The 21,953-nt window shown below is 69.1% G+C and carries 18 protein-coding genes and 7 pseudogenes; 7 read left to right on the top strand and 18 right to left on the bottom strand.

The annotated features are described in order from the left end of the window. Positions 1-50 precede the first annotated feature (50 nt). A pseudogene (locus tag V1J52_RS11430) lies at positions 51-1,208 on the top strand (MFS transporter); the annotation flags it as partial. 690 nt (positions 1,209-1,898) lie between these two features. Beyond that, positions 1,899-2,917 (top strand): annotated as a pseudogene (locus V1J52_RS11425) (IS3 family transposase); the annotation flags it as partial. Between the two features lie 29 nt (positions 2,918-2,946). On the opposite strand, the gene V1J52_RS11420 reads toward V1J52_RS11425, so the two are convergent. The 8 genes and pseudogenes from V1J52_RS11420 to V1J52_RS11385 all read right to left on the bottom strand — a co-directional run. Further along, a protein-coding gene (locus V1J52_RS11420; protein WP_443075800.1) for an IS3 family transposase occupies positions 2,947-4,148 on the bottom strand; the annotation gives its coding sequence in 2 pieces (ribosomal slippage) (positions 2,947-3,857 and positions 3,857-4,148; 1,203 coding nt in all). Between the two features lie 75 nt (positions 4,149-4,223). Further along, the gene (locus V1J52_RS11415; protein ID WP_330139607.1) at positions 4,224-5,102 is read right to left on the bottom strand and encodes an urease accessory protein UreD; all 879 of its coding nucleotides are present in this window, start codon (positions 5,100-5,102) and stop codon (positions 4,224-4,226) included. 74 nt (positions 5,103-5,176) lie between these two features. Further along, positions 5,177-5,875, bottom strand: a complete 699-nt coding sequence (ureG, locus tag V1J52_RS11410; RefSeq protein ID WP_330140094.1) for an urease accessory protein UreG — start codon at positions 5,873-5,875, stop codon at positions 5,177-5,179. A 92-nt stretch (positions 5,876-5,967) separates the two neighbouring features. Continuing rightward, positions 5,968-6,768, bottom strand: a complete 801-nt coding sequence (locus V1J52_RS11405) for an urease accessory protein UreF (RefSeq protein ID WP_330139606.1) — start codon at positions 6,766-6,768, stop codon at positions 5,968-5,970. A gap of 5 nt (positions 6,769-6,773) precedes the next feature. Continuing rightward, complete coding sequence (ureC, locus tag V1J52_RS11400) at positions 6,774-8,492, bottom strand: urease subunit alpha (protein WP_330139605.1); 1,719 nt, start codon at positions 8,490-8,492, stop codon at positions 6,774-6,776. Further along, the gene (locus tag V1J52_RS11395; protein WP_330139604.1) at positions 8,489-8,920 is read right to left on the bottom strand and encodes an urease subunit beta; all 432 of its coding nucleotides are present in this window, start codon (positions 8,918-8,920) and stop codon (positions 8,489-8,491) included. The genes ureC and V1J52_RS11395 overlap by 4 nt, the downstream gene beginning before the upstream one ends. Before the next feature lie 109 nt (positions 8,921-9,029). Next, positions 9,030-9,329: an urease subunit gamma gene (locus V1J52_RS11390; protein ID WP_330140093.1), complete on the bottom strand. Its 300-nt coding sequence runs from the start codon at positions 9,327-9,329 to the stop codon at positions 9,030-9,032. Positions 9,330-9,675: 346 nt separating this feature from the next. Continuing rightward, positions 9,676-10,023 (bottom strand): annotated as a pseudogene (locus V1J52_RS11385) (transposase family protein); the annotation flags it as partial. Between the two features lie 67 nt (positions 10,024-10,090). Here V1J52_RS11385 and V1J52_RS11380 point away from each other — a divergent pair. Further along, the gene (locus V1J52_RS11380; protein ID WP_330139603.1) at positions 10,091-10,900 is read left to right on the top strand and encodes an IS5 family transposase; all 810 of its coding nucleotides are present in this window, start codon (positions 10,091-10,093) and stop codon (positions 10,898-10,900) included. A 28-nt stretch (positions 10,901-10,928) separates the two neighbouring features. Here V1J52_RS11380 and V1J52_RS26125 read toward each other — a convergent pair. After that, positions 10,929-11,154 (bottom strand): annotated as a pseudogene (locus V1J52_RS26125) (transposase); the annotation flags it as partial. On the opposite strand from V1J52_RS26125, the pseudogene V1J52_RS11375 reads away from it, so the two are divergent. After that, a pseudogene (locus tag V1J52_RS11375) lies at positions 11,150-11,275 on the top strand (restriction endonuclease); the annotation flags it as partial. The pseudogenes V1J52_RS26125 and V1J52_RS11375 overlap by 5 nt on opposite strands. 13 nt (positions 11,276-11,288) lie before the next feature. Here the strand turns inward: V1J52_RS11375 and V1J52_RS11370 are convergent. From V1J52_RS11370 to V1J52_RS11355, 4 genes and pseudogenes are all read right to left on the bottom strand, one after another. Continuing rightward, the gene (locus V1J52_RS11370; protein ID WP_330139602.1) at positions 11,289-11,411 is read right to left on the bottom strand and encodes a hypothetical protein; all 123 of its coding nucleotides are present in this window, start codon (positions 11,409-11,411) and stop codon (positions 11,289-11,291) included. A gap of 306 nt (positions 11,412-11,717) precedes the next feature. Next, positions 11,718-12,050 (bottom strand): DUF6300 family protein, encoded by a 333-nt coding sequence (locus tag V1J52_RS11365; RefSeq protein ID WP_330139601.1) that lies wholly within the window; start codon positions 12,048-12,050, stop codon positions 11,718-11,720. A 224-nt stretch (positions 12,051-12,274) separates the two neighbouring features. After that, the gene (locus tag V1J52_RS11360) at positions 12,275-12,805 is read right to left on the bottom strand and encodes a DUF421 domain-containing protein (RefSeq protein WP_330139600.1); all 531 of its coding nucleotides are present in this window, start codon (positions 12,803-12,805) and stop codon (positions 12,275-12,277) included. 127 nt (positions 12,806-12,932) lie between these two features. Continuing rightward, positions 12,933-13,214 (bottom strand): annotated as a pseudogene (locus tag V1J52_RS11355) (helix-turn-helix domain-containing protein); the annotation flags it as partial. A 578-nt stretch (positions 13,215-13,792) separates the two neighbouring features. Here V1J52_RS11355 and V1J52_RS11350 point away from each other — a divergent pair. Continuing rightward, positions 13,793-14,134, top strand: coding sequence for a hypothetical protein (locus V1J52_RS11350; RefSeq protein ID WP_330139599.1), 342 nt, complete (start codon positions 13,793-13,795; stop codon positions 14,132-14,134). Positions 14,135-14,487: 353 nt separating this feature from the next. Here V1J52_RS11350 and V1J52_RS11345 read toward each other — a convergent pair whose 3' ends face one another. The 3 genes and pseudogenes from V1J52_RS11345 to V1J52_RS11335 form a co-directional block, all read right to left on the bottom strand. After that, positions 14,488-14,817 carry a hypothetical protein gene (locus V1J52_RS11345; RefSeq protein WP_330139598.1) on the bottom strand — a complete coding sequence of 110 codons (330 nt, stop codon included), beginning with the start codon at positions 14,815-14,817 and terminating at the stop codon, positions 14,488-14,490. Between the two features lie 169 nt (positions 14,818-14,986). Next, a pseudogene (locus V1J52_RS11340) lies at positions 14,987-15,254 on the bottom strand (transposase); the annotation flags it as partial. Positions 15,255-15,263: 9 nt separating this feature from the next. Further along, complete coding sequence (locus tag V1J52_RS11335) at positions 15,264-15,818, bottom strand: hypothetical protein (RefSeq protein WP_330139597.1); 555 nt, start codon at positions 15,816-15,818, stop codon at positions 15,264-15,266. Positions 15,819-16,692: 874 nt separating this feature from the next. On the opposite strand from V1J52_RS11335, the gene V1J52_RS11330 reads away from it, so the two are divergent. Together V1J52_RS11330 and V1J52_RS11325 are read left to right on the top strand one after the other, a co-directional pair. Next, complete coding sequence (locus V1J52_RS11330) at positions 16,693-17,232, top strand: hypothetical protein (protein WP_330139596.1); 540 nt, start codon at positions 16,693-16,695, stop codon at positions 17,230-17,232. Positions 17,233-17,488: 256 nt separating this feature from the next. Then, positions 17,489-17,986, top strand: a complete 498-nt coding sequence (locus V1J52_RS11325; protein WP_330139595.1) for a hypothetical protein — start codon at positions 17,489-17,491, stop codon at positions 17,984-17,986. Positions 17,987-18,161: 175 nt separating this feature from the next. On the opposite strand, the gene V1J52_RS11320 is transcribed toward V1J52_RS11325, so the two are convergent. Beyond that, positions 18,162-20,834: a DEAD/DEAH box helicase gene (locus V1J52_RS11320; RefSeq protein ID WP_330139594.1), complete on the bottom strand. Its 2,673-nt coding sequence runs from the start codon at positions 20,832-20,834 to the stop codon at positions 18,162-18,164. A 37-nt stretch (positions 20,835-20,871) separates the two neighbouring features. Beyond that, positions 20,872-21,507 carry a hypothetical protein gene (locus tag V1J52_RS11315; protein WP_330139593.1) on the bottom strand — a complete coding sequence of 212 codons (636 nt, stop codon included), beginning with the start codon at positions 21,505-21,507 and terminating at the stop codon, positions 20,872-20,874. Positions 21,508-21,953: the final 446 nt, after the last annotated feature.

Genomic DNA, 21,953 nt, shown 5'->3' with positions numbered 1-21,953 from the left:
GCTGGGCCGCGCAAGCCATCGACAGATGTCGAACCACGCAAGGAGTCGCCGTGAACGCGCCCGCCACCACCGAGCTGCCCATCGTCGTGATCGGAGCCGGACCCGCCGGCCTGGCCGCCGCCGCCCACCTGCTCGACCAAGGCATCGAGCCGCTAGTCCTGGAAACCGGCCAGAGCGCTGGTGCCGCGGTGCGCGAGTGGTCGCACGTGCGCCTGTTGGGCCGACGGCGGCGGCTGCTGCGCGCCCACCCCGCAGCTCGTCCAGCTCGGCGCTCCCGCCGCGGTCGGGACGGCTGCCGAAGAGGCCCCGGCGGGCGGCTGCTGCGGCTCGTGACCGATCTGGGCACCTCCACGCGCGGGGTCTCGACCGGAACAGGGGACCGGTCGCGGCCCCGCGCCGCCCTGCCCGCACTCTGCGCCACGCAGATCGTGAGCTGGGGCATCGTCTACTACGCCTTCTCCGTCCTCAACCCCCAAATCACCGACGTGACCGGCTGGCCGGCCGGGGCGACCACCGCCGCGTTCTCCCTCGCACTGGTCGTCTCCGCACTCGCCGGGATTCGCGTCGGACGCATCCTCGACCACCGCGGCCCACGCGCCGTCATGACCGCCGGTTCCGTGTGCGGCACCGTCAGCCTGCTGATCGTGGCTGGGGCCCCCAACCTGATAGTCTTCTTCGCCGGTTGGGCGCTTGCCAGGCTCGCTATGGCGGCCACCTTCTACCAGTCGGCGTTCGCCGCCCTCACCCGCTGGTGGGCTCCCGACCACGTGCGCGCCCTGACCATCGTCACCCTCGCCGGCGGACTCGCCTCCACCGTCTTCCCACCCCTGACCGCGGCCCTCGCCGACCACCTGTCCTGGCGCCACACCTACCTCGTGCTCGCCGGCATCCTCGCCGCCGTCACAATCCCCGCCCACGCCCTGGCCCTGCGTGCCCCCTGGCCCGACGCCCCAACGAGTTCTTCCTACAAGGCCGCCGACGCTGCCGATGTTGGACGCAGCCGTCCGTTCCCGCTGCTCGCCGCCGCCTTCACCCTGTCCAGCTTTGCGATGTGCGCCGTCGTCGTCGCCCTGGTCCCGCTCCTTCTGGAACGCGGATACACCACCAGCCAGGCCGCCTGGGCTCTCGGCATCGGCGGCGCCGGACAAACCCTCGGCCGCACCGTGTACGCAGCCCTCGCCCGCCGCACCACCGCAACGGCCCGCACCACGATCCTCATCGCGCTCGGTGCTCTGACCACCGCCGCCTTCGCCGCTACTCCCGGCCCGTACGGCCCCTCCTCATCGCCGTGTCGATCGTGGCTAGCATGGTCCGCGGCAACCTCATCCTGCTCCAGGCCACCGCCATCACCGACCGCTGGGGCACCACCCACTACGGCCGCCTTTCCGGGCTCCTGGCCGCTCCCGCCCACACAGCGGCAGCCCTCGCGCCGTTCGCCGGCGCCGCCTTGGCCGTACCTCTCGGCGGGTACGGCCCTCTCTTCTTGCTCCTGGCCGCCGTCTCCGTGGCCGCCGCGCTCATCGCGCCGTGGACATCCACCGATGCCGTACGCCGCCGACCCGGACGACGGCCTCGCAGTCACTGACCACACCTGATCATTGGTGATCTTCCCCTGCGAGAATCGTGCTGGCGTAGTCCGGCAGAAGGTCGTGGAGATACGTGTAGAAGGGTTGGTGGTCTGGATTGCGCCCCTGCAGGTCCGACTCGGGGAGAGTCCAGTTCGCGAAGCGTTTCCGTCGGGCGGCGTAGTGCACAGTCGGCTGGTTGGCGACGTGATCGGTGAGACATTGGAACAGCATGGACAGATCGGCTCGACAACCGTGCAAGCGCTGGGGCCTTGACCCCGGATGTTGAACACACGAGACACTGGATCCTGAGGATCTGAGAACGGACATCTCGTGGTCATGAAGAACTACCCGCCACAGTTCAAGGCGGACGCGGTCGCGCTCTACGAGTCGCGGCCGGAAGCAACGATCAGGTCGGTCGCAGCCGATCTGGGGATCAACCCGGAGACCCTGCGGAACTGGGTGAGGGCAGCCGGGGTGAGCCGTCCCCGAGGACGGCGGACGCAGGAACCAGCCCTGCCGCCGGCACCGCTGGAGGCGGAGAACGCCGCCTTGCGGAAGAAGGTCCGTGAGCTGGAGGAGGAACGCGAGATCCTGCGGAAGGCGGCGAAGTATTTCGCCGGGGAGACGCGCTGGTGAACCGCTTCCAGTGTGTCGCCGACCTCCAGCGCCGTTACGGCGTGAAGCGGCTCTGCAGCATCCTCGGCGTCAGCCGCTCGAGCTTCTACTACTGGCGCCGGACGGCTGCCGACCGGGCCGCCCGGCAGCTGGCCGACGCCCGCCTGGCCGCCCGGATACGGGCGGTGCACCAGGGATCGGACGGCACCTACGGAGCCCCGAGGATCACCGCCGAGCTCCGCGAGGAGAACGGTGAGGCGGTCAACCACAAGCGGGTCGCCAGGATCATGCGAGCGTCGGGGATCGCAGGGGTCCGGTTGCGTCGCCGGCATCGCACCACCGTCTCTGACCCGGCCGCGGACAAGGCGCCGGACCTGATCGGCCGCGACTTCACCGCCACGGCCCCCAACACGAAGTACGTCGGCGACATCACCTACCTGCCCATCGAGGGCGGGAGGTTCTGCTACCTGGCGACCGTCATCAACCTCGCATCACGCCGTCTGGCCGGCTGGGCTATCGCCGGCCACATGCGCGCGGACCTCGTCACCGACGCCCTGGCCGCGGCGATCCGAACCCGCGGCAGTCTCGCCGGATCGATCATGCACACCGACCACGGAGCTCAGTACACGAGCAGGATTTTCGCCGAAGCCTGCAGGTCAGCCTTGGTGCAGAGGAGCATGAGCGCAGTCGGGTCCAGCGCGGACAACGCACTCGCCGAGTCCTTCAACGCGACCGGGCCTTGACCCTTGATCCTGAACACGGGCTATGCAGCTTCGGCCAGCGTAGTTGATGTTGTTTGGAGTGCTCGCTCATAGGCGATCGGGCTGCGGTGGCCGAGGCGGGAGTGGCGTCGGACTGTGTTGTAGCGATGCAGCCAGCGGAAGAGGTCCAGGTGAGCCTCGCGCTCGGTGTCCCAGGCCCGGCGGCCCTGGAGGGTCTCCCGTTTGCAGGTCGCGTTGAACGACTCGGCAAGTGCGTTGTCCGCGCTGGAGCCGATCGCGCTCACGGACTGGGTGACGCCAGCTTCGCGGCAGGTGTCGGCGAAGGCCCGACTGCAGTACTGGGCTCCGTGATCGCTGTGGAAAACGGCGCCGACGAGGCTGCCGCGGGTCCGTTCGGCCGCATGCAGGGCGTCGATGACGAGGTCGGCCCGCATGTGGTCGGCGACCGCCCGCCCCACCAGGCGCCGCGAGGCGAGATCGATCACGGTCGCAAGATAGCGGAACTTCCCGCCTGCCAGAGGCAGGTAGGTGATGTCGCCGACGTACTTGGTGTTCGCCTGGTTCGCGGTGAAGTCGCGGCCGATCAGGTCCGGGGCCTTCGCCGCGGCCGGGTCGGGGACGGTGGTGCGGTGCCTGCGGCGCAGGCGGAGCCCGGCCAGCCCGATCGTCTGCATGATCCGGGCGACGCGCTTGTGATTCACCACCTCGCCGTTCTCCCGGAGCTCGGCGGTGATCCTGAGGACGCCGTAGGTGCCGTCCGAGGCCCGATGAAGCGTGCGTATCCGGGCATCGAGCTTCGCGTCGGCGGCCTGGCGGGCCGCTCTCACGGCCGCTGTCTTGCGCCAGTAGTAGAAGCTCGAGCGGGCGATGCCCAGGATGGTGCAGAGCCGCTTCACGCCGTAGCGGCGCTGGTGGTCGGCGACGAACTGGAAGCGGTTCACCAGCGCGTCTCCCCGGCGAAATACTTCGCGGCCTTCCGCAGGATCTCGCGTTCTTCCTCCAGCTCACGGACCTTCTTGCGCAGCGCGGCGTTCTCCGCCTCCAGTGGCGTGGGCGGCTCGGCGGAGCTCTCCGCACGGCGTCCCCGCGGCCGGCTCGCACCGGCCGCCCGGACCCAGTTCCGCAAAGTTTCCGGGTTGAGGCCCAGGTCGGCAGCGACCTGCCGGATCGTCGCCCCGGGTCGCGACTGGTACAGCGCGGCCGCGTCCGCCTTGCACTGCGTCGGGTAGTGCTTCATGACCACGAGATGTCCGTCTTCAGATCCGCAGGATCCAGTGTCTCGTGTGTCCAAGATCAGGGGTCAGGGCCCGCCCCGCCGTCACCCCTTGCGCAAATCCGGGGCGGGAGCCCCGATGAGGCGTAGGCGGACCGCGTTCCACGCCGCGCCCAGGGCGGCGGCGACGGTGGCGGACGTCGGGCCGAGGAAGCGGACGGTGATTCCGCAGGCACCGGGCAGCTCGCTTGCCCCGGCGAGAACCCCGGGGTGGGCGCCGAGAGCGGAATCGACAGCGGCGCAGAGGACGGAGAGGCACTCCCGCCGGGCGAGTACGTGGAGCGTGGCGTGTACATGGTGCGGCCCGAGGCGGCCGGGCGAGGTGGGGGACGTGGTGGCCGGGACGAGGTTCAGCACGTCGCGGAATAGGGGTTTCCCGCTGGCTTCGCGTACCCGGATCTCGGACCAGTAGAGGTCGTAGTCGTGCGACTCGCCGAAGGCGACTCTCCCCGGCAGGAGGATCTCGCCGAGGACCACTGTGGCGCGGGGGTCGACGGTCAGACAGGTCCGGCTGAAGAAGCGGGAACCCCTGAAGGGGATGAGGGGGTCGGGCAGGTACTCCAGGACCGCGTCGGGACCGGCGTCCAGATGGACGAGCTGGGTAGCCAGGTTGGCGTGCATGCCGTAGATCTTGGTGGCTGTCTGGGTGGTGAGGTGGACAGCGGCCCCGGCCGCCGCCCGGATGTCGATGCGATAGCGGTCTCCCTGCACCAGCCCGTCGCCGGACTGCTGCAGGTAGACGAAGGCCATGTCCGGCCTGTAAGAGTCCAGGTAGATCGGCTGGTAGATGTACAGGGGGGCTTGGTGGTACTGCCCCACGACCCTGGTCGCTCCGGCGACCGGCGCCAGGTCGAGTTCGAGCAGTCCCGTCTTGCCCGTGCGGCCCACCACCGCCTCGGCCAGAGGGGTGTCGAACGTTTTCACCTTTTCAGGCAGGTGAGTCGGGGTGTACCACGCCGGGTCCCGGCGCTCCGGTCTCGCCGTCCCTGCCGGAGAGCTCACCGAAACGGACCCGTGGTCCGCCCCGTCCGGACAGGTCCGCGCTCCGGGGCTGCCTGGCCTGACGGCTCGGGCGAGCCGGAGCCGTGCAGAACGGCCGCGCGGATGTGCCCGACGACCTCGCGCAGACCGGTACCGCTGTAGCAGTCGGTGAACACGATCGGACGGCCTTCGCGGACGGCGCGAGCGTCCCGGTCCATCACCGCGAGGTCCGCCCGCACATGGGGAGCGATGTCGGTCTTGTTGATGACCAGGAGATCGGAGCTGGTGACTCCGGGGCCGCGCTTACGCGGGATCTTGTCCCCCTCGCCGACATCGATGACGAAGACGAAGTAATCGGCCAGCGCCGGGCTGTAGGTCAGCGTCAGGTTGTCGCCGCCGGACTCCAGCAGGACCAGGTCCGCGTCGGGGAATCGCGCGGTGAGCTCCTCGGTGGCATCGAGGTTCATGGTGGGATCGTCGCGCACTGCGGTGTGCGGGCAGGAACCTGTCTCCACTCCCACCACCCGGGCGGGGTCCAAAACGTCAGCCAGCGTCGCGCGGACGTGCTCGGCATCCTCCTGGGTGAAGATGTCGTTGGTGACCACGACGGGGGAATGGCCCTTCGCGAGGAGTATAGGGACGATTGCTTCGATGAGCGCGGTTTTCCCCGATCCGACCGGGCCACCGATGCCGACCCTCGGCACGCTGCCGCCCAGTCGGGGCATGCCCGGTCCGGCAGCGGGAGCGTCGTCGTGGGAGTGGGTGTGGGCCATGGAGTTTCTCCTCGTGGGTCTGTGTGGTAGGCCGGTCAGCTCATGAAGAGGCGCAGGGGCGCGTGTTCATGGCGCATGCTCATGATGTCGATCATCGGGGTGCAGGCGGCGATGTCGTCGACACCGGCCGCGCACGAGTCACGGGCCGTCTCCGCCAGGACGGGCGTGACCGTGTGGAGCAGGGCCTGGACGGTGAGGTGGTCGATGATGGCGAGGCGGACCGCTGCGGTGAGCCAGCCGGAGGCGAAGGAGTACAGCTCCCCGGCTACGGCGTGTTCGCGGTCGATGCCGAGGGATGCGGCGACCAGGCCGAGCACGACCGCGGCATTGCCGGGCCACCGGCCCGCCCGTACCTGCCGGGCGTACGCGGTGACCGTCTCGTCGCCGAAGGCCGCGGTGGCGGTGGCCAGCAGTGCCCGGCCGGTGCGCACCGAGGTCTCCCGTACCTCCCGCGGCAGTTTGACCTCGCTCAGTCTGGTGTCGGCCCGTCCGGCTGACGCTGTCCCGTCCGTATCGCCGGCGGCGCGGTGCGCGCAGGCCAGTGCCGTCCCGTCGGAGGGGCCGACGCCGTGGCGGATCTGGTCGGCAAGCAGGTCCACCAGTGCCCGCGGCGGGGTCGACCGGTCGACCAGGCCGGCCTGGACGAACGCCTCAAGCCCGTGGGACAGGGTGTAGCGGCCGCTGGGGAAGGCGGAGTCGGCCAGCTGGAGACTGCCGAGGAACGCCCGCAGCTTGCCGTCTCCGCCGTCCCGTGCCCGGGCACCGCCTGCGGTGCGCCGGTGGGACGGGGCGGGCTCGGCGTGAACCGGAACCGTTCCGGATGGAGGGGTCTCCACGTCGGTCAGACGATGTAGTAGAGCTGGGACATCGCCACTCGGTCGGCAGCGTCCACCGTGGCCAGTCGTCCGTCGACGTAAACCTGATAGGTCTCGGGATCGACGCGGATCTCTGGGGTCGCGTTGTTGCGGACCATGTGCTGCTTGCTCACAGTGCGGCAGCCGTGCACCGGTTCCACCCACCGGTCCAGGCCGAGCCGGTCGGGGACGCTCGCGTCGACCGACGCCTGGGACATGAACGTCATCGAGGTGCGTCCGACGGCCCGGCCCTCGGTGCCGAACATGGGACGCATCATGACTGGCTCCGGAGTGGGGATGGAGGCGTTCGGGTCGCCCATGGTGGCCCAGGCGACCAGGCCGCCCTTGATGACGTACTTCGGTTTGACCCCGAAGGTGTTGGTCGGCCACAGGACGATGTCGGCGACCTTGCCGGGTTCCAGGGAGCCGATCAGGTGCGCGACGCCATGGGTGAGGGCGGGGTTGATCGTGTACTTGGCCAGGTACCGCAGGATTCGGTTGTTGTCGTGTTCCGCGGGATCGCCTTCGAGTTTGCCGGTCTGGCGCTTCATCTTGTCCGCGGTGCGCCATGCCGTGGTCACGGTGTCCCCGATGCGCCCCATGGCCTGCGAGTCCGAGGAGAACATGGACAGCACTCCCATGTCCTGCAGGACGTCCTCGGCCGCCTGGGTCTCCCCGCGGATGCGGGACTGGGCGAAGGCTACGTCCTCGGGGTTCTGCGGGTTGAGGTGGTGGGTCACCATCGTCATGTAGAAGAGGTTGTCGCTGGTGTCGACGGTGTACGGCCGGGTCGGGTTCGTGGAGGACGGCAGCACATGGGGCAGCGCGGCGATCGCCATGATGTCCGGGGCGTGCCCGCCGCCGGCCCCTTCGGTGTGGTATGTGTGGATCGTCCGTCCGTCTATCGCGTCGATGGTGTCGGCGAGGTAGCCGCACTCGTTGAGGGAGTCGGTGTGGATGGCGACCTGTACGTCGTACTCGTCGGCGACTCTCAGCGCGCAGTCGATGACCGAGGCGGTGGCACCCCAGTCCTCGTGCACCTTCAGCCCGCAGGTACCGGACTGTAGTTGTTCACGCAGCGCCAGCGGCCCGCTGCTGTTGCCCTTGGCGAGCAGGCCGATGTTCACCGGCAGCGTCGCGGTGGCCTCCAGCATCCGGGCGATGTTCCACGGCCCTGGAGTGCAGGTCGTGCCCCGGGACCCGTCCGCCGGCCCGGTGCCTCCTCCGATGAGCGTGGTGACCCCGTTGGACAGCGCGTGCGGGACCTGCGCCGGGGTCAGGAAGTGCACATGCGCGTCGATCGCACCCGCAGTGGCCACCAGCCCCTCACCGGAGATCACCTCGGTGCCTGGGCCGACCACCAGACTGGGGTCCACACCGCTCTGCACACCAGGGTTGCCGGCCTTGCCGATCCCCGCGATCCGGCCGTTCCTGACGCCGATGTCGGCCTTGACGATTCCCAGCACAGGGTCCATGACGACCGCCGCAGTGATCACCATGTCCAGGGCGCCGTCGGCGTTGCGCAGACCTGGGGCCTGGCCCATGCCGTCCCGGACCGTCTTGCCTCCACCGTAGACGACCTCCTCTCCCGGCACCAACAGGCTGCGCTCCACCTGGGCGACGAGGTCGGTATCGGCCAGGCGGAACCGATCGCCGGTGGTCGGGCCGTACAGGGAGGCGTAGGTCCGCCTCGGGATCGAGGTCATCGCCTGTCCTCCGCCGTCTCGCTTGAAGCGGTTCCGGGGTGTCCCGCCCCCGGGCCGTCCTCACCGGTGAACCCGTACTCCGCCGCTCGTGCCCGTGCCCGCTCGGCGGTCCGCCGGGCCGTGACCGCTCCGTCAACCAGCCCGTTGAAGCCGGTCACCCGCCGCGTCCCGCCGAAGTCGACGAGTTCGACGTCCCGCTCGTCTCCCGGTTCGAAGCGGATGGCCTGGCCGGCGGGCACGTTCAGCCGCATACCCAGCGCCTGCGTCCGGTCGAAGTCCAGCGCCTGGTTGACCTCGAAGAAGTGGAAGTGGGAACCGACCTGTACGGGGCGGTCTCCGGTGTTGCGCACCTTCATCCGCGCGGTGCGCCGACCAGTGTTGATCTCCACGGGCTCGTCGGAGAGCAACCATTCGCCAGGGACAGTCACAAGGGCCTCCAAAAAAGGCTTGCCGGACCGGCTGGCGGTCCGGCCTCCGTAGGGGCTGGCGTGCTCGGTGGGCGGGGTGTCGCGGGGCCGGAAGCCACGGGACGGGGTGTCACGGGATGGGACGGGGTACCGAGACCAGCTGGGTGCCCGTCTTGAAGGTGGCCTCGACCTGCACCAGAGTGACCATGTCGGGTACTTCGGGCATGACGTCGTCCCGGGTCAGAACCTGTTTGCCCGACTCGATCGCCTCGGCTACTGTCTTGCCGTCCCTGGCGGCCTCCATCAGCGCCTCGCAGATCAGCGCGATCGCCTCGGGAAAGTTCAACTTGGTGCCCCGGTTCAGCCGTCGCCGGGCCAGCTCGGCGACCTGGTAGACGACCAGCTTTTCGGTCTCGCGCGGGGAGAGCATGAGGGAGGAGAGCCAGGTCTCGGTGCCCGGGGCCGATGCGCTGCGGATCGCCCCTCCCCCTCCCGAAGACTCCGCCGTCTTTCGCTTCCCCCCGCCTGGCGCCGACGAGGACGCTTTCGAGCCCCTCTTCACCGTCATTCACACTTCTCCTCGTCTTCCGCCCGCCGTGGAGGCCGGCCGTCGTCCCGGCCACTCGCCACCGGACAGCACGTCGGGAAGCGATCGCGGCGCCGACGCCCAGACTCCGGCGCTGATGAACACGCGATATGACCCATATGTACGTCTCGGACGGCGTCCAGTCATTTCGGCTTGGGCCATCGGGGGGATGTCCGACCGGCGGCCTGCGGGAGCGGTTGTGGGCCCGCTGTCCGGCCGTGAGTTTCCCCAACGGCCCCAGTAGGGCACCCGGACGTTTCCGCAGGCGCCTCGGTAGCAGGCTGCGCCGGCCTCGGTCAGGGCCTCGAGGATGCCGTGGATGCGGACCGCGCGGAGTTCGTGGACCGCGCCGGGCAGCGCCGGGGAGTCCCAGATCAACTTTCCAGCCGGATCGGCGAGGACCTGGACGTTCGTGCCGTGCCGCTTGTGCTTGCCCGAGTAGTACGGCCGGTCGGCGGCGATGCGGTCGTTTCGGCAGCAGGGTGCCGTCCAGGATCACAAAGGCCTTGGCGGTGGCCGTCCTCACGGCTTGGGCTAACTGATCGTTTCAGAATGAACTTGGCGGAGGGCTTGGCTGTGGGCTGGTCAACGGCAGACTTCTGCGGGTGTCGGATGATCTTGTGCCTGATGACCTGTGGGACCGCGTGGCCCCGTTGCTCCCTCCTCGTCCGCCGCGTCGTCGCCGGTATCCGGGACGGTTGCCGGTGGATGACCGGGCCGCACTGCGCGGCATCGTCTACGTACTGCGCAAGGGCGTGGGCTGGGCCGATGTGCCCACAGAGCGGATCGGCTGCAGCGGTGTGACGGCCTGGCGGCGGCTGCGGGACTGGGCCGAGGCCGGCGTCTGGCCGCGTCTGCACGAGGTCCTGCTGGCCGACTTGCGCAAGGCGGGATGGCTGGAGATGGACGACGCGGCGGTCGACGGCTCACACGTGCGGGCCCTCAAAGGGGGGGCTCACACCGGACCTTCGCCGGTCGACCGAGCCCGTCGGGGAAGCAAGCACCACCTGATCACCGACCGGAACGGGACACCCCTTGCGGTGTCCCTGACCGGCGGAAACCGTCATGACGTCACGCGGTTGATGCCGCTGCTGGACGCGATTCCGCACATCCGCGGGGCCCGTGGCCGCCCCCGTCACCGGCCCAGGCGCCTGTTCGCCGACCGGGGCTACGGCTACGACACGTACCGACGCCTCCTCCGGGCCCGCGGCATCACACCGAAGACCGCCCGCAGAGGCACCGCGCACGGCTCCGGCCTGGGAAAGACCCGCTGGGTGGTGGAGCGCACCTTCGCCTGGCTCCACCAGTTCAAACGGCTACGGACCCGCTACGAGACACGCGCCGACCTCCACCTCGGACTGCTCCAACTCGCCTGCAGCATCATCTGCTCGCGCCGCCTCCAAACGTCACTCTGAAACGATCAGTTAGGGATGGCCAGGACGTACCGACGCCAGCTTCCTCCAGCATCCGCCGCAGCCGCCATTCCTGACCATAGGCCGAGTCCGCAGTCACCCAGGCGATGGGCTGCGGCGAGGCCAGGGCCCGCTGGATCGTGGCTTTAGCCATGCCGCGTTGCGAAGTCACGGTCGTCGGGTATCTTCGCCGCCTCGCAGCGGTTCCGGTCCGCCGTCCAGGACTTCGGCAGATACAACTCCCGGTCCACCAGCGAAGGCCGGCTGTCCGTGATGATCGAGGGCACTGTGCGCTGCGTCCAGAACCGCGCCCGCCTCGTCCGCGCCCTCTACGAACGCCTGGACCGCCTGGAAGCCGCGGTCACTCAGGCCGTGTGAGTCGCCCCCTCCACTACGCCAGGACGGCGGACACGCTCTCCAGTACGGCGCGCTGTCGCGGGTCGATGGGCACGTCGGCCTGGCGCAGGGAGCGCAGCGTCGTGCCGTTGACGCACAGCCTGCACAGGCCGATCACCGGAAGCGGTCCGGCGCCGATGCGCGTGCCGGAAGAGGAGCTCTCGTAGACGGGGCGGTGCCAGCCGGGGCACGGAGTGCTCTCCTCGGGCTCGTCGGCCGGCGGCGCGTCCGGACCCAGGAGCGGGACGACCCGGAGCAGGTTCTCCCCGGCCTCAGCCCACAGCGCCAGGTGGGCACGCGCAGGCTCCGTCCTGCACGTGCCCGAGCCGAATCTACCGGGTCCGGGCGCACTGGCTGTGACCTGCCGTGAGGAGAGAGCAGTGGTAAGCGTCGGCAAGAGACCGGTAAGGCCGGTGGTAAGGATTCACCACGGCGGCGTCTGTGCAGCGCGACCACGTCTGTGCAGGACGGGCTGCGGGGGGGGGGGGTCTTCCCAGTACCAGACGTAGGCGGCCATGCCTTCGCGGGTCCACTTGATCATCAGCTGTGAGGCTTCTTCGGCCCGGCTGAGGTCGTGGCCGCCCGCGGTGGTGAGGAAGTTGGTGGAGGCGGCGGCTGCGGGTTTGTCGGTGTCGCAGACCTTGCACAGCTCCAGCTGGATGCGCCTACCGTAGGCGTCGGTCTTGGGCATGTTGGCGACACTCAGGAGCTGGTCTTGGTGGCAGCGTGAGCACGCGGGCAGGGTCTGGGATCTCACAAGCTGGTTCATAAGACGTCCTCTTGCGTAAAACGAGAGTCTCAACCCAAGACCCGGTCACCGTGCGTCAACCCCCGTGCACCACTTCAGCCTCGGCCGCCACCAGGAGGGGCCGCGGCTGTTCAGGGAAGGAGTCTGGTGATGTTGCGCACGGTGTTGCGTACGAGGTTGCGCCGCCTTGCCACCCCGCCCGGCGCTTGGCGCGATGCCTTCTCGGACTTCGCCTACTTGCCCGGCTGCGCTCGGACCGGTTCGCGGACGTCCTGGAGTGAGCTGCCGGAGCCGGCCTGGGAGCGGCTGAGGACGCTGAAGCGACCGTCGGTCTCCAGAACCACCGCGGTGACGTCCTCGACTGCACCGATTCCCTTGGAGCGAATCGCCTGAAGCACCTCACTCTCGGTGACCCGTTGCCCGGCCATGGCGTCGCCGAGCATGCGTCCGTCACTCAGCAGCAGCGTCGGTTCCGCCTTGATCAGCCGCCGGAAAGCACGGGAGTGAACCGAGGCCTTGGCATTGACCAACTGCAGGACCACCAGCAGCACCAGAGCGAGAGCGCCTTCGGCCAGGGAGACATCGCGGTTGAGGAGGATGGTGGCCAGGGTCGAACCCAAAGCCACGGTGACCACTAGGTCGAAGGCGTTCATTTTCGCCAGGGTGCGCTTGCCCGACAGCCGCACCACCGTGATCAGTGCCGCATAGGCACACATAGCCATGACCGCCACGCGGAGCATGTCGTACCAGGAGTCGAAGAACATCCCCAACAGTTACCCGACAAGGCGAGCTGGACTCATCGGCCGGGCCGATGGCCAGCGTTTACCTGAACCGTTCCGGGTTCCGTGGAGGCTCCGGTCACCGCCGCGGGGATACGGGGCATATGATCTGCTGGAGCGCGAGCGCCGGTCCGAGGTGGTCGATGATGCGGTCGGCCGCGGACTTGGACACCCCGAACAACGGGGCCAGCTGGCGCAAGGTGAGGTTGGTCCGCCAGTAGGCGGCCACCAGCAGGACCCGGTCCTCCAGCGGCAGGCTCCAGGGCCGGCCCTTGCGTACCGGGTCCACGCCCTCGCGCCGCAGTGCGGTGACCAGTTTGCCGAACTGCCGCGGGCTCAGCCCGGTGAACGGGGCTATCCAGGAGGGCTCCGACGCCGTGACCACACCAGACACGGCACGATCATCTCACCCGTGACCAGCAGTTACGGGACAGCCCCTAGGCAGCGCCGCACGAGCAGAAGGAGCCAGCGTGTCCGAGAGCAGCGTCCCCGCACAGCCGGGCGTCATGCCCGGGGCGCCACGCACAGCGGGAACGATGATCGCGGCCCTCTTCGGCACGCTGGCTCCCCACGCATGGCGTGATCCCACCTCACGACTCGACGCCTACTCGTTCTTCTACCACCATTCGATCGCCATGGGCTGGCTCGACGACAGGTCAGCCGACGGCGGCTTCGAGGACCGCATGGTGCGCGCGCCCGGGCTGTGGGCTATGAACGACGCCGGATGGAAGCACCCGCTCGCCCCGGCCGATGCGGGGCTGATCTCCTGGTTCCAGGTCGAAGCCAGCGCGGTCGCCGACGACCGACCTCTGCCAGTGCAGCCCTTCCTGCACTGCGCCCAGGCCGCGCCGGCCCGCGCCGGCACCCTAGATCTGTCCGCGGTCCAACTCCTCCTTCCTACGCGGACTCGACCCCACAGCGCGCCCGCCGTACGCGCCGGTGCCGGCCATGCTGACCCAGGAGTGGTTCGCCGTGCACGCCTCCCGAGCGAGGACTCAGGTACGGGTCAACGTCAACAGCGGCCAGGACCAGGCGGTGGCGACCACCGCACGGCAGCTCGCCGACCACATCCGCAACCTCGACCAAGACGTCTTCGTGTACCGGTCCCACGAGGCCACCGGCCTGGACGCCGTTGTCCACCCGCCCATCGACGACCGCGCCTGGAACGGACCACCCCGCCACGGCGTAGTACTGCGCGGAGAGCTTGCGGAATGGACCCCCGAAGCCATCGGCTGGCTCAGCGAAGTGATCGCTGATACCAGTGCCCAAGCTGGAATCCGCTCCCCCCTGCTGCTCACCATCACCCGTATGTGAACAGCGGGCCTGCCACCCCAGCAGCTCCCGGCACGGCGTGACTCCAACCGGAAGGACCCAGACCTCACGGACCTTCGGTTTGGGTGTCTTGGCGGATGGCGGCTGCGGTGGTGATGCCGTGCCAAGGCCGGCGCGACAGAGGCAGGAGCTTCTCCTGACGCGACTGCCGCGACCTGCTGACCTCCGCCTACCAGCAGCTCGGCGGCCCGACTCGTCTGAACAGCAGCCCGATCCTCGGGTACGAGCGCTGACAAGCCGCTGCCTCCCGCGAAGGTTCCGCGGCGAGGGGGCACCTCGTGCGGCATACCTCCATGGCGTCTGGCCGCGGTCCTTCGCCGAGGTGGTGCCGGGTGTCAGTTGTCTATGAAGCGGTAGGACTTGAAGGCGAAGGTGATCGTGCTGCCGGGCGACACCGGGTTGGCCAGCAGGGCACAGCTGGTGTCGGTGTAGAGCACGACGGTGGCGTCGGTCTGGTTGCTGACGCTGGTGCCGAGGGTGGAGACCAGCTTGCAGCTGTTCAGTTCGGGGTTGACCACCTGCTGGTTACCGCCGAGGAGGTCGGTGTAGTAGAAGGTGCCGTTCGCGCTGTCCGTGGCGGTGGTGGCCATGGCCTGGCCGGTCAGGAGGGCTGTGGCTGCCAGGGTCGCGGCAGCGGTCATCAGGGTGCGGGTTGCGTGGGGCATGTGGTGGTCCTTTCTCGTGTGCCGGCCGCTCGGAGCGGTCTGCCGGGGGCTGTCAGCCTTGTGCGGTCGGGAGCCGGTGAGAGGGCGGGGTGGATGGTGGGGGCCGTCCATGGGGGAAGCCCCGGTGGGCTGAGGCCGGCCGTGCGGAGCTGCCGCGGACTGGACGGCGCCAGCAGATGAGTGCGCATCCCAGGCTCAGGAAGGCTTCGTGGATGTCATCGCGGATCTCCCAGCGGATGCGCAGGCGGCGGAACCAGTGCAGGTGGGCGAAGGCGCGTTCCACGACCCGGCGTTGTGCCGAGCCCGGAACCGTGCTCGGTGCCTCGGCGGGCGATGAGCGGCTTCACACCGAGGCCCCAGACCAGGCGGCGGTACTTGTCGTGGTCGTAGCCGCGATCACCGAGCACGACGTCGGGGCGGCGCCGGGTCCGGGCGCGCCGGGGCGGTTACACCACTTCCAGTGTGGTGATCCCGCTGACGTTGGTCACGCCGGTGGTCAGGCATCCGAGTACGTCGAGACTCGGATAGACGACGACCTCGTGGACGATATGGCCCGCGAAGAGTCCGGAGCCGATGGTGCCTATGCTCGTCACGATGGTGCTGCCCGTGCTGCGGGTGACGACGGTGGTGACAGCCGCGTAGCTGTGCTGACCGTTGCTCCAGAGCAGATCGAGCGTGGGGTGGGTGACGGGCGGAGCGACCAGGCAGTTCGCCTCTGTCGTGTAGTCCAGAGCGGTGCTGGCGGACGTGACCGTCGGGTACTGCGGGTCGAGCTGCACGTCGGAGCACGACGGATAGTCATGGGTGGACGTGATGTGCGTGGTCCGGTTCGTCGTGGTGAGCGGTGGGGAGTAGTTCTGGTCCGCCGTGCCCACGCAGACGACCAGGGCCAGGTCGTCCTGCTCAACGGCCGCGGCGGCCGTCGAGGTCGTGGCGGTCGCGAAGGCGGCGACGCAGGCCGTGATGAACGCGACCGCCATGGCGGTGTAGCGCCTTCTCATATCGGGGTCCCTTTCAAGATGGATCAGGGGGCAGGAAGCTAGGGATCAGAACAAGGATGAGGCCGCATGGTCTGCCAGGGGTTGTGAGTCGTGTGCGGTCGGGAGTCGGCGAGGGGGTGGGATGGATGGTGGGGCCGTCCACGGGCGAAGCCCCGGTGGGTTGAGGCCGGTCGTGCGGAGCTGCTGCGGACTGTCTGACGATGACGAGCGCGGCGGCCGGAACGATCAGTTGGTGGTCCCGGCAGTCGAGCAGACGGTGGAGGCTCAGGCCCATACCCACACCCGCCGGAGTGTCGGTGGTGTTGCGTCCGGCGAAGCGTTCGCTGTGGACGCTGCTCGAGGCGGATGAGGGTGGTCCCTCACGCATCCTTCATCCGTTGACCCCTTCAGTATCCGTACGCGGCGTCGCCGACGGCGGGTTCCTGCAGAATGACACGTCCGCGTGTCGCGGAGCGCGCGAAGAACCGGCCGTGTCTCATGGTGCTTGCGTGACCGGTGGGACAGGAACGCAACGCAGGGCGTCAGCCGCGAGAACGGGGCAGCAGCAAGTTGCGCCGGGGGCTTGTGGGGATGGCCGGATCCGTGAGTCTGACCGAAGCTGGCTTCTGCTGCTATCAGATGCTGCGCACGGGGTGGGAATGGCACGTACCGGGCGTGCAGGCCTGGAGGGGGCGTGCGCCCCCTCCCAACGGGCTATGGCCGGGCCCACGAGACGTGACGACGATGAGAAGCGAGCCCGCCGTACTCCGCACCGGACCGTCTCAACGGCATTCCTTTTCGTCGACCCCGGTGACCCTTGGCAGTACGGCCGGCTTTCAGGCCCTCACCCCTCCCTCGTCGACCACTGGCCCGTCACACATCCGGGAGAGACATCATGAAACGCATACGCTTCGGCGGCTGTCTGCTCACAGCCGTCCTGCTCGCCGGCGCGGCCGCCACGCCCGCCGCCGCGACCCCTGCCCCAGCGCAGTCGTCCTCGGCCCGGGCGGTGATGAACGGACCGGGTGTGCAGGACCCCACCGGTACGTTCCGCTTCTCGGCCGACTCCGCCACAGTGGACAGCGGGACCACTGTGGAGCTGTCGCTCACCTACACCAACAAGTCCGCACAGGCCGCTCTCGCGGCGGAGTTCGGCTACATTGGAACCCCACCCGGCGCCTTCCTCATCAACCCGCTGTGCACGGGACCCGACAACGTGCCGCCCGACCTCTGCTCGGGACTGGGCGTCGAGGCCGGTGCCACGTTCGTGGGCGTCCCCGCAGGAGACGACAGGACGGTGGGCTGGACCGTCACCGTCCCCGCCACCACCCCCGCCGGTACCACCCTCACCTTCACGCCCCTCCTCGCCACGGACCTGCGCCTGCTGGGGCTGACCGCCTACAGCGTCCCCCCGCTCGTCATCACGGTTGTCTGAGGGCGCATGGTGGCGCACTCGGTGGGTTGGTGTGCGCTCCTTCTTTCGGGTCATGGCTTTACGTGTGCAGGGCTGGGACGGTGGTGCGGCGCGGTCGCCTGGCGGCGGTCCGCGCGGTCCGTCTCCTGTGGCGGATGCCGAACTGTGCATGTCCCTGTGACAGAGAGGCTCTGTGATGCAGTTGCTCAAGCGCGGTGGTATACGCAAGTACGGTGCTCTCACCGCGGGTGCGGCCGCTTTCTTCGCTCTCGGGCTGATGCCCACCGCTCAGGCCGCCCCGGCTGCACCGGGTACGAGCTCGAGCCAACAGGCTGCTCTGCTGGAGTGCCCCGGCTACGAGACCACCTCCTACAAGCCCGGCCTGACGCTCACCCCCCGGCAGGTTGCACTGTCCGCCAGCGGGGCCATCGGCCCGTGTCTGGGCCTGCCGCCGGACCACACCAACGGCACGATCCTCTTCACCGGAAACGGAGAACTGTCGTGTATCGGCGGCAACTCCACCGGAAACGGCCGGATCAACTGGGCCAACGACCAGACCAGCTCCAGCACCTTCGACTTCACCGCCGGAGTCGGCCTGCGCCCCGGAGGCGACTCCGTCCTGGTCCTCACCGGCGAGGTCAAGTCCGGTGACTTCCAGGGATCGACGATCATCATCGAGATCATCCTGGCCGCCGCACCCACCCAGACCCTGGAATGCCTCACCACAGATGGCCTGGACACTTCCTCCGGCCTGGTCAATCTGCAGATCCTCTGAGCAGCCGACCCGCTGCTCAAGGGCGACAACCACGGCTGGCATGCACGCTCCGGCCTGCTCGACAGGGCTTCCTCTGTGTCGCGCCACCGCGTTGCAGCCACACACGTACGAGTCCCCCGGGACCATCACGGCCCTGGGGACTTGTACGGGCCGACTCCCCGGCCAGCAACGGCGATCAGGCCCAGTCGACGTCGAGGTTCCGTAGTGCGGCACGCTGCTCCTGGGTGAGTTTGTCGCGCCGTGCGCGGGTGTTGGAGATCCATACGCCCAGCTTGACGGTCACCGGTTCGGTCTCGTCGTCGATCGTGATCTGTTCGCTGTGGCCGCGTGGTACGGGCCGGTCCTTGCCTTCTCGCGCGACCCATTGTGTGAGGGCTGCCAGGCCGCGCTGGAACGCTTGCTGTGCCTTGCTCGGGCCCTTCGCCCCGCGTCTGGCTGCGGGGGCGGGAGAGGGTGCCTGGTCGGGCTGCACACCGAGCTTCGTCAGTCGTTCTTGCTGGTCGGTGGACAGCAGCTTCCAGGTGCCCGGGTTCTTCTGCCGCGTGAGCCATCGTCCGATGTCGTCGCCCTCGAAGAGCACGCCGGGCTGGATGTCGGGCAGCACACCGTCAGCGTCGACCAGGTCCGCGAGCACCTTATAGTGCCGCTGCCAGTCCAGCGGCCAGGGGCAGTCCCAGTCCGGGTCGATCTCCGCCAACTGCGCGGCACGCACCGCTGCTCGCTCCGGGTCTTTGCCCAGGCCGTTCTTCGCGCCTTTGCGCCTGAGATTGGCCAGGTGCTGCCCGATGGGCACCATCGCCTCGCCCTCGCCCCACACCGCGTCTTGCCGGGGTGCGAGGTGCCCGGTGGCTTGCCGGTAGGTCCGGAGTGCGGCGAGTTTGGTCTCCCAGGTTTCGTCGCCGGGTTCCCAGACCATTCCGGCTTCGTTGAGGAGGTTTTTGCGGTGGGGGTCGAGTTCGCCGGCGCGCAGAGCTTTTCGCTGTTGGTGGACCCATCGCCCCAGCGGGAACGTCTTCGTCGTGCCGGCCTCGGTCTCGGCGTCGTAGGGGATGGCGTGCAGGCCGGTGATCTGGTTCTCGGTGCGCCAGCGGGTGAGGGCTTGGTAGCCCTCGAGCCAGACGAGGGATTGGGGACGGATGACGCGGCAGCGGGTGAGGGCGGCGATGTCGGCGGCGTCGCGGGGGGTGGCGAAGTTGACCACGACCGAGGTGACCCGGTCGACCTCCTGCTGCGCCTCGCTGGTCTCCTCAGGGATGTCCTCGTTGTCCGGGCCGGCCGTGGCTGCGGGGGAGGGTTGGACATGCATGCGCCGGCGTTCGGTGCCGCGGGTCTGGGCGCGGGAGGCGAGTTGGTCGACCATGCGTTGTGAGTGGGAGCGCAGGGCTTGGAGGATGTCGACGAGGGGCTGGTAGCTGGCGGAGGCGATCATGTCCTTGGGGTCTTCCCCGGGCTGGAGGAAGACGGGGATGATGATCCGGGCGGTCTTGGCCCGGCCGTCGGGGTTGGGGCGCAGGGCGCGTCCGATGTTCTGGACGATGTCGACCTGGGAGCGGCGGGAGCCGACGATGCACACGGCCTCGACTCCGCGTAGTCCGGTGATGTCGACTCCGACTCCGAGGGCGCGTACGGAGGAGAGGAACGCCCGGTGTACCCGCCGGTTCTGGGCGTTGATGCCGCCTGCGAACCGGTGGATCACCTCGCGCCGGTGGGCGATGGGGTGGTCTCCGCACAGCCAGTCCGCCCAGACCTGGTCCGGAGGCACGTGACGGCCGTCGTCCAGCTCGTACAGCTCTGCGTCGATCGATGCCGCGGGCAGTTCCTCCGCCTCGGCCAGGGCCGCCGCGGAGGCCTCGGCGGTGTACAGCTCGGCGGCGGTGCGCGGCATCTGCTCGGCGAACGCGGCGGCTTCTTCGACCCGCTGGTGGAACACCATGGTGGTGTGCAGATTCTGCTGCGCCGCGTGCTCCAGCAGTGCGGCCTGGAGCAGGGCCATGCGCCGGCCGCGCAGCGCGTCCTCGGACAGGCCGAGGATCGGGTCGGGGTCGCGGATCTCCAGCACGTCGATCTCGAACCCCGCAAGGATCGACCGCTCCACCGCCTCCGCCAGTCCGAGATCGAAGATCCGGGTGCCGTAGGTGTGGGAGTCGTCCTCCATCGACGCGATCACCAGCTCCCGCCCGTCCCGGCCCCGCTGCGGCTTAGGTGCGGCGAGGATCCGCGGGGTGGCGGTCAGGTAGAGCCGGAAGTCGACAGGAATCCGGGACTGGTCGTGGATCGCCGCCCACGGCCGGCCCATGTCCCCCGCGGTCATGTGCCCCTCGTCCAGGATGGCCAGGTCGAACGGAGCCATCCGCTGCCCGTACAGCCGCTTTCCGCCTGCCAGCGCCGATTCCAGCGGGCCGGGGACAGTCCGGCGCCCCGTGACGTCGGCGGGGTCCTCGCGGTCCACGAGGGAGGCGTAGGTGGCGAACACGACCACCGGCCCGGTCCCGGCCCACAGGGCGAGCTGGATCGGATTGGTGGTGGTGCGCACCCCGAGCTGCTCCAGGACCTCGTCCTTGTCCACCGAGCAGACCGCGACCATCGGCGCCCGGTGCCCGACCCGCCGCCAGGACTGGGCACTCTGCACGATCAGGTCCAGCGTGGGCACCATCACCAAAATCCGCCCGTCCGGGAAGTACTCCAGAGCGCACGCAGCGGTGGTGATCGTCTTACCCGACCCGGTCGCAGACACCCCCATGGCACGCGCCCCCTCTGGAGGCACAGACGATCTTGCAGGAAAACCGACCCAGTCACGAAAGCTCAATTTCTGGTCGACCTGGTGTTCCTTGAGCGGAATCACTGACATTTTCTTGCCTCCCCTGAGCCTGAATTCCCGTGGTCTTTCAGATGGCCGCGTGCGGAATGCAGGCCGCACCGAGGTCGTTCCAGATCGACGCGTCCGCCTTGTGCCAGCCGCCCGGCTTCCCGTCCTTGAAGGGCGGCTTGTCGTCCGGGTCGTAGTGCCCGGCATCGAGCGTGCAGACGATGACGTCCCCGTCGCTGTTCCTCGTGCGCGCTGTGCGCAGACCGCCGGCCTCGCCCAGCGCCTCCAGCACCCGGCGCCGCGCCGTGGTGTGCGGGTGGGTGCCCGGCAGCACGGTCTTCCGGACGTACGCCTCCAGGCGCTCCAGGTCGGCCCGTTCACGCTGCCGTGCGTACGCGATATATACGGCCAGTTCAGCGGCCCCGGCCGACCGGCCGCCGCGCCGGGACCACTCCCGGTCCGCGATGCCCACCAGGGCCTCGCTCACCGCCGTCACGCCGTCATCCCAGCCGTCCGCGAACACCGCGCCCCGAGAGGCCGGCGCCATCCCGTCCAGCTCGACGACCTCGCTCTGCGCCCCGGCGACCGCCCCGGCCTCCAGCGCGGCCACCAGGTCGTCCGCCTCGCTCGCGGGCGGCCGTGTGCCTCCAGGAGCGCGAACACCTTCAACCACCTTCAACCGGGCGTTCACGCCCGCGGTCTGATAGTGCGTCACCCGGTGCAGAGAATCGCTGCTCAGCGCGGGATCGGGTCCGGTATATTCGTGGTGACCGGTCATCTGCGGTCGTTCCTCTCGGAATTCCGGGGAGGCTCCCGGATGATTGGGTGGCCCGGGTTTCCGCCAACGGTACATGCTGCATCAATCTGATGCACCCGCTACACTGGAACCCACACGAACAAGCGACCCCCCATCCCCGTAGCCAGCCCGGCCCGCGTCAGCGGGCCCAGGCGGTTCTGGAGGCGCAGCCGGAAGGACCGTTGAGGCGGGGGAGCGCAGCGGACCCGCCGACCCGGGCCGAAGCGAAGCGTAGGCCCGGTAAGTGGGACGAAGTCCCACCGGTCCGGGAGCGCAGCGGACGGACCGTCACCGGCCCTGCAAAGCAGGGCCGGTGGACTGCTCGCGTAGCGAGCAGTCAGCGCGAACGCGGAGCGGCGCGCAAC

Origin of the sequence: Streptomyces solitudinis, assembly GCF_036323765.1 — a bacterium.
Classification (GTDB): domain Bacteria; phylum Actinomycetota; class Actinomycetes; order Streptomycetales; family Streptomycetaceae; genus Streptomyces.
The sequence above is the reverse complement of the archived record's forward strand: the minus strand, read 5'-3'. Positions and strand labels throughout refer to the sequence as shown.

What these genes read in the sequence shown, in the direction of transcription:
- ureC (WP_330139605.1), bottom strand. Translation starts at nt 8,492, where the DNA reads ATGACCTCGATCCCGAGGCGGACCTACGCCTCCCTGTACGGCCCGACC.
- V1J52_RS11325 (WP_330139595.1), top strand. Translation starts at nt 17,489, where the DNA reads ATGCCCACCGCTCAGGCCGCCCCGGCTGCACCGGGTACGAGCTCGAGC.
- V1J52_RS11360 (WP_330139600.1), bottom strand. Translation starts at nt 12,805, where the DNA reads ATGTTCTTCGACTCCTGGTACGACATGCTCCGCGTGGCGGTCATGGCT.
- V1J52_RS11390 (WP_330140093.1), bottom strand. Translation starts at nt 9,329, where the DNA reads ATGCTCTCCCCGCGCGAGACCGAAAAGCTGGTCGTCTACCAGGTCGCC.
- V1J52_RS11345 (WP_330139598.1), bottom strand. Translation starts at nt 14,817, where the DNA reads ATGCCCCACGCAACCCGCACCCTGATGACCGCTGCCGCGACCCTGGCA.
- V1J52_RS11330 (WP_330139596.1), top strand. Translation starts at nt 16,693, where the DNA reads ATGAAACGCATACGCTTCGGCGGCTGTCTGCTCACAGCCGTCCTGCTC.
- V1J52_RS11335 (WP_330139597.1), bottom strand. Translation starts at nt 15,818, where the DNA reads ATGAGAAGGCGCTACACCGCCATGGCGGTCGCGTTCATCACGGCCTGC.
- V1J52_RS11320 (WP_330139594.1), bottom strand. Translation starts at nt 20,834, where the DNA reads ATGTCAGTGATTCCGCTCAAGGAACACCAGGTCGACCAGAAATTGAGC.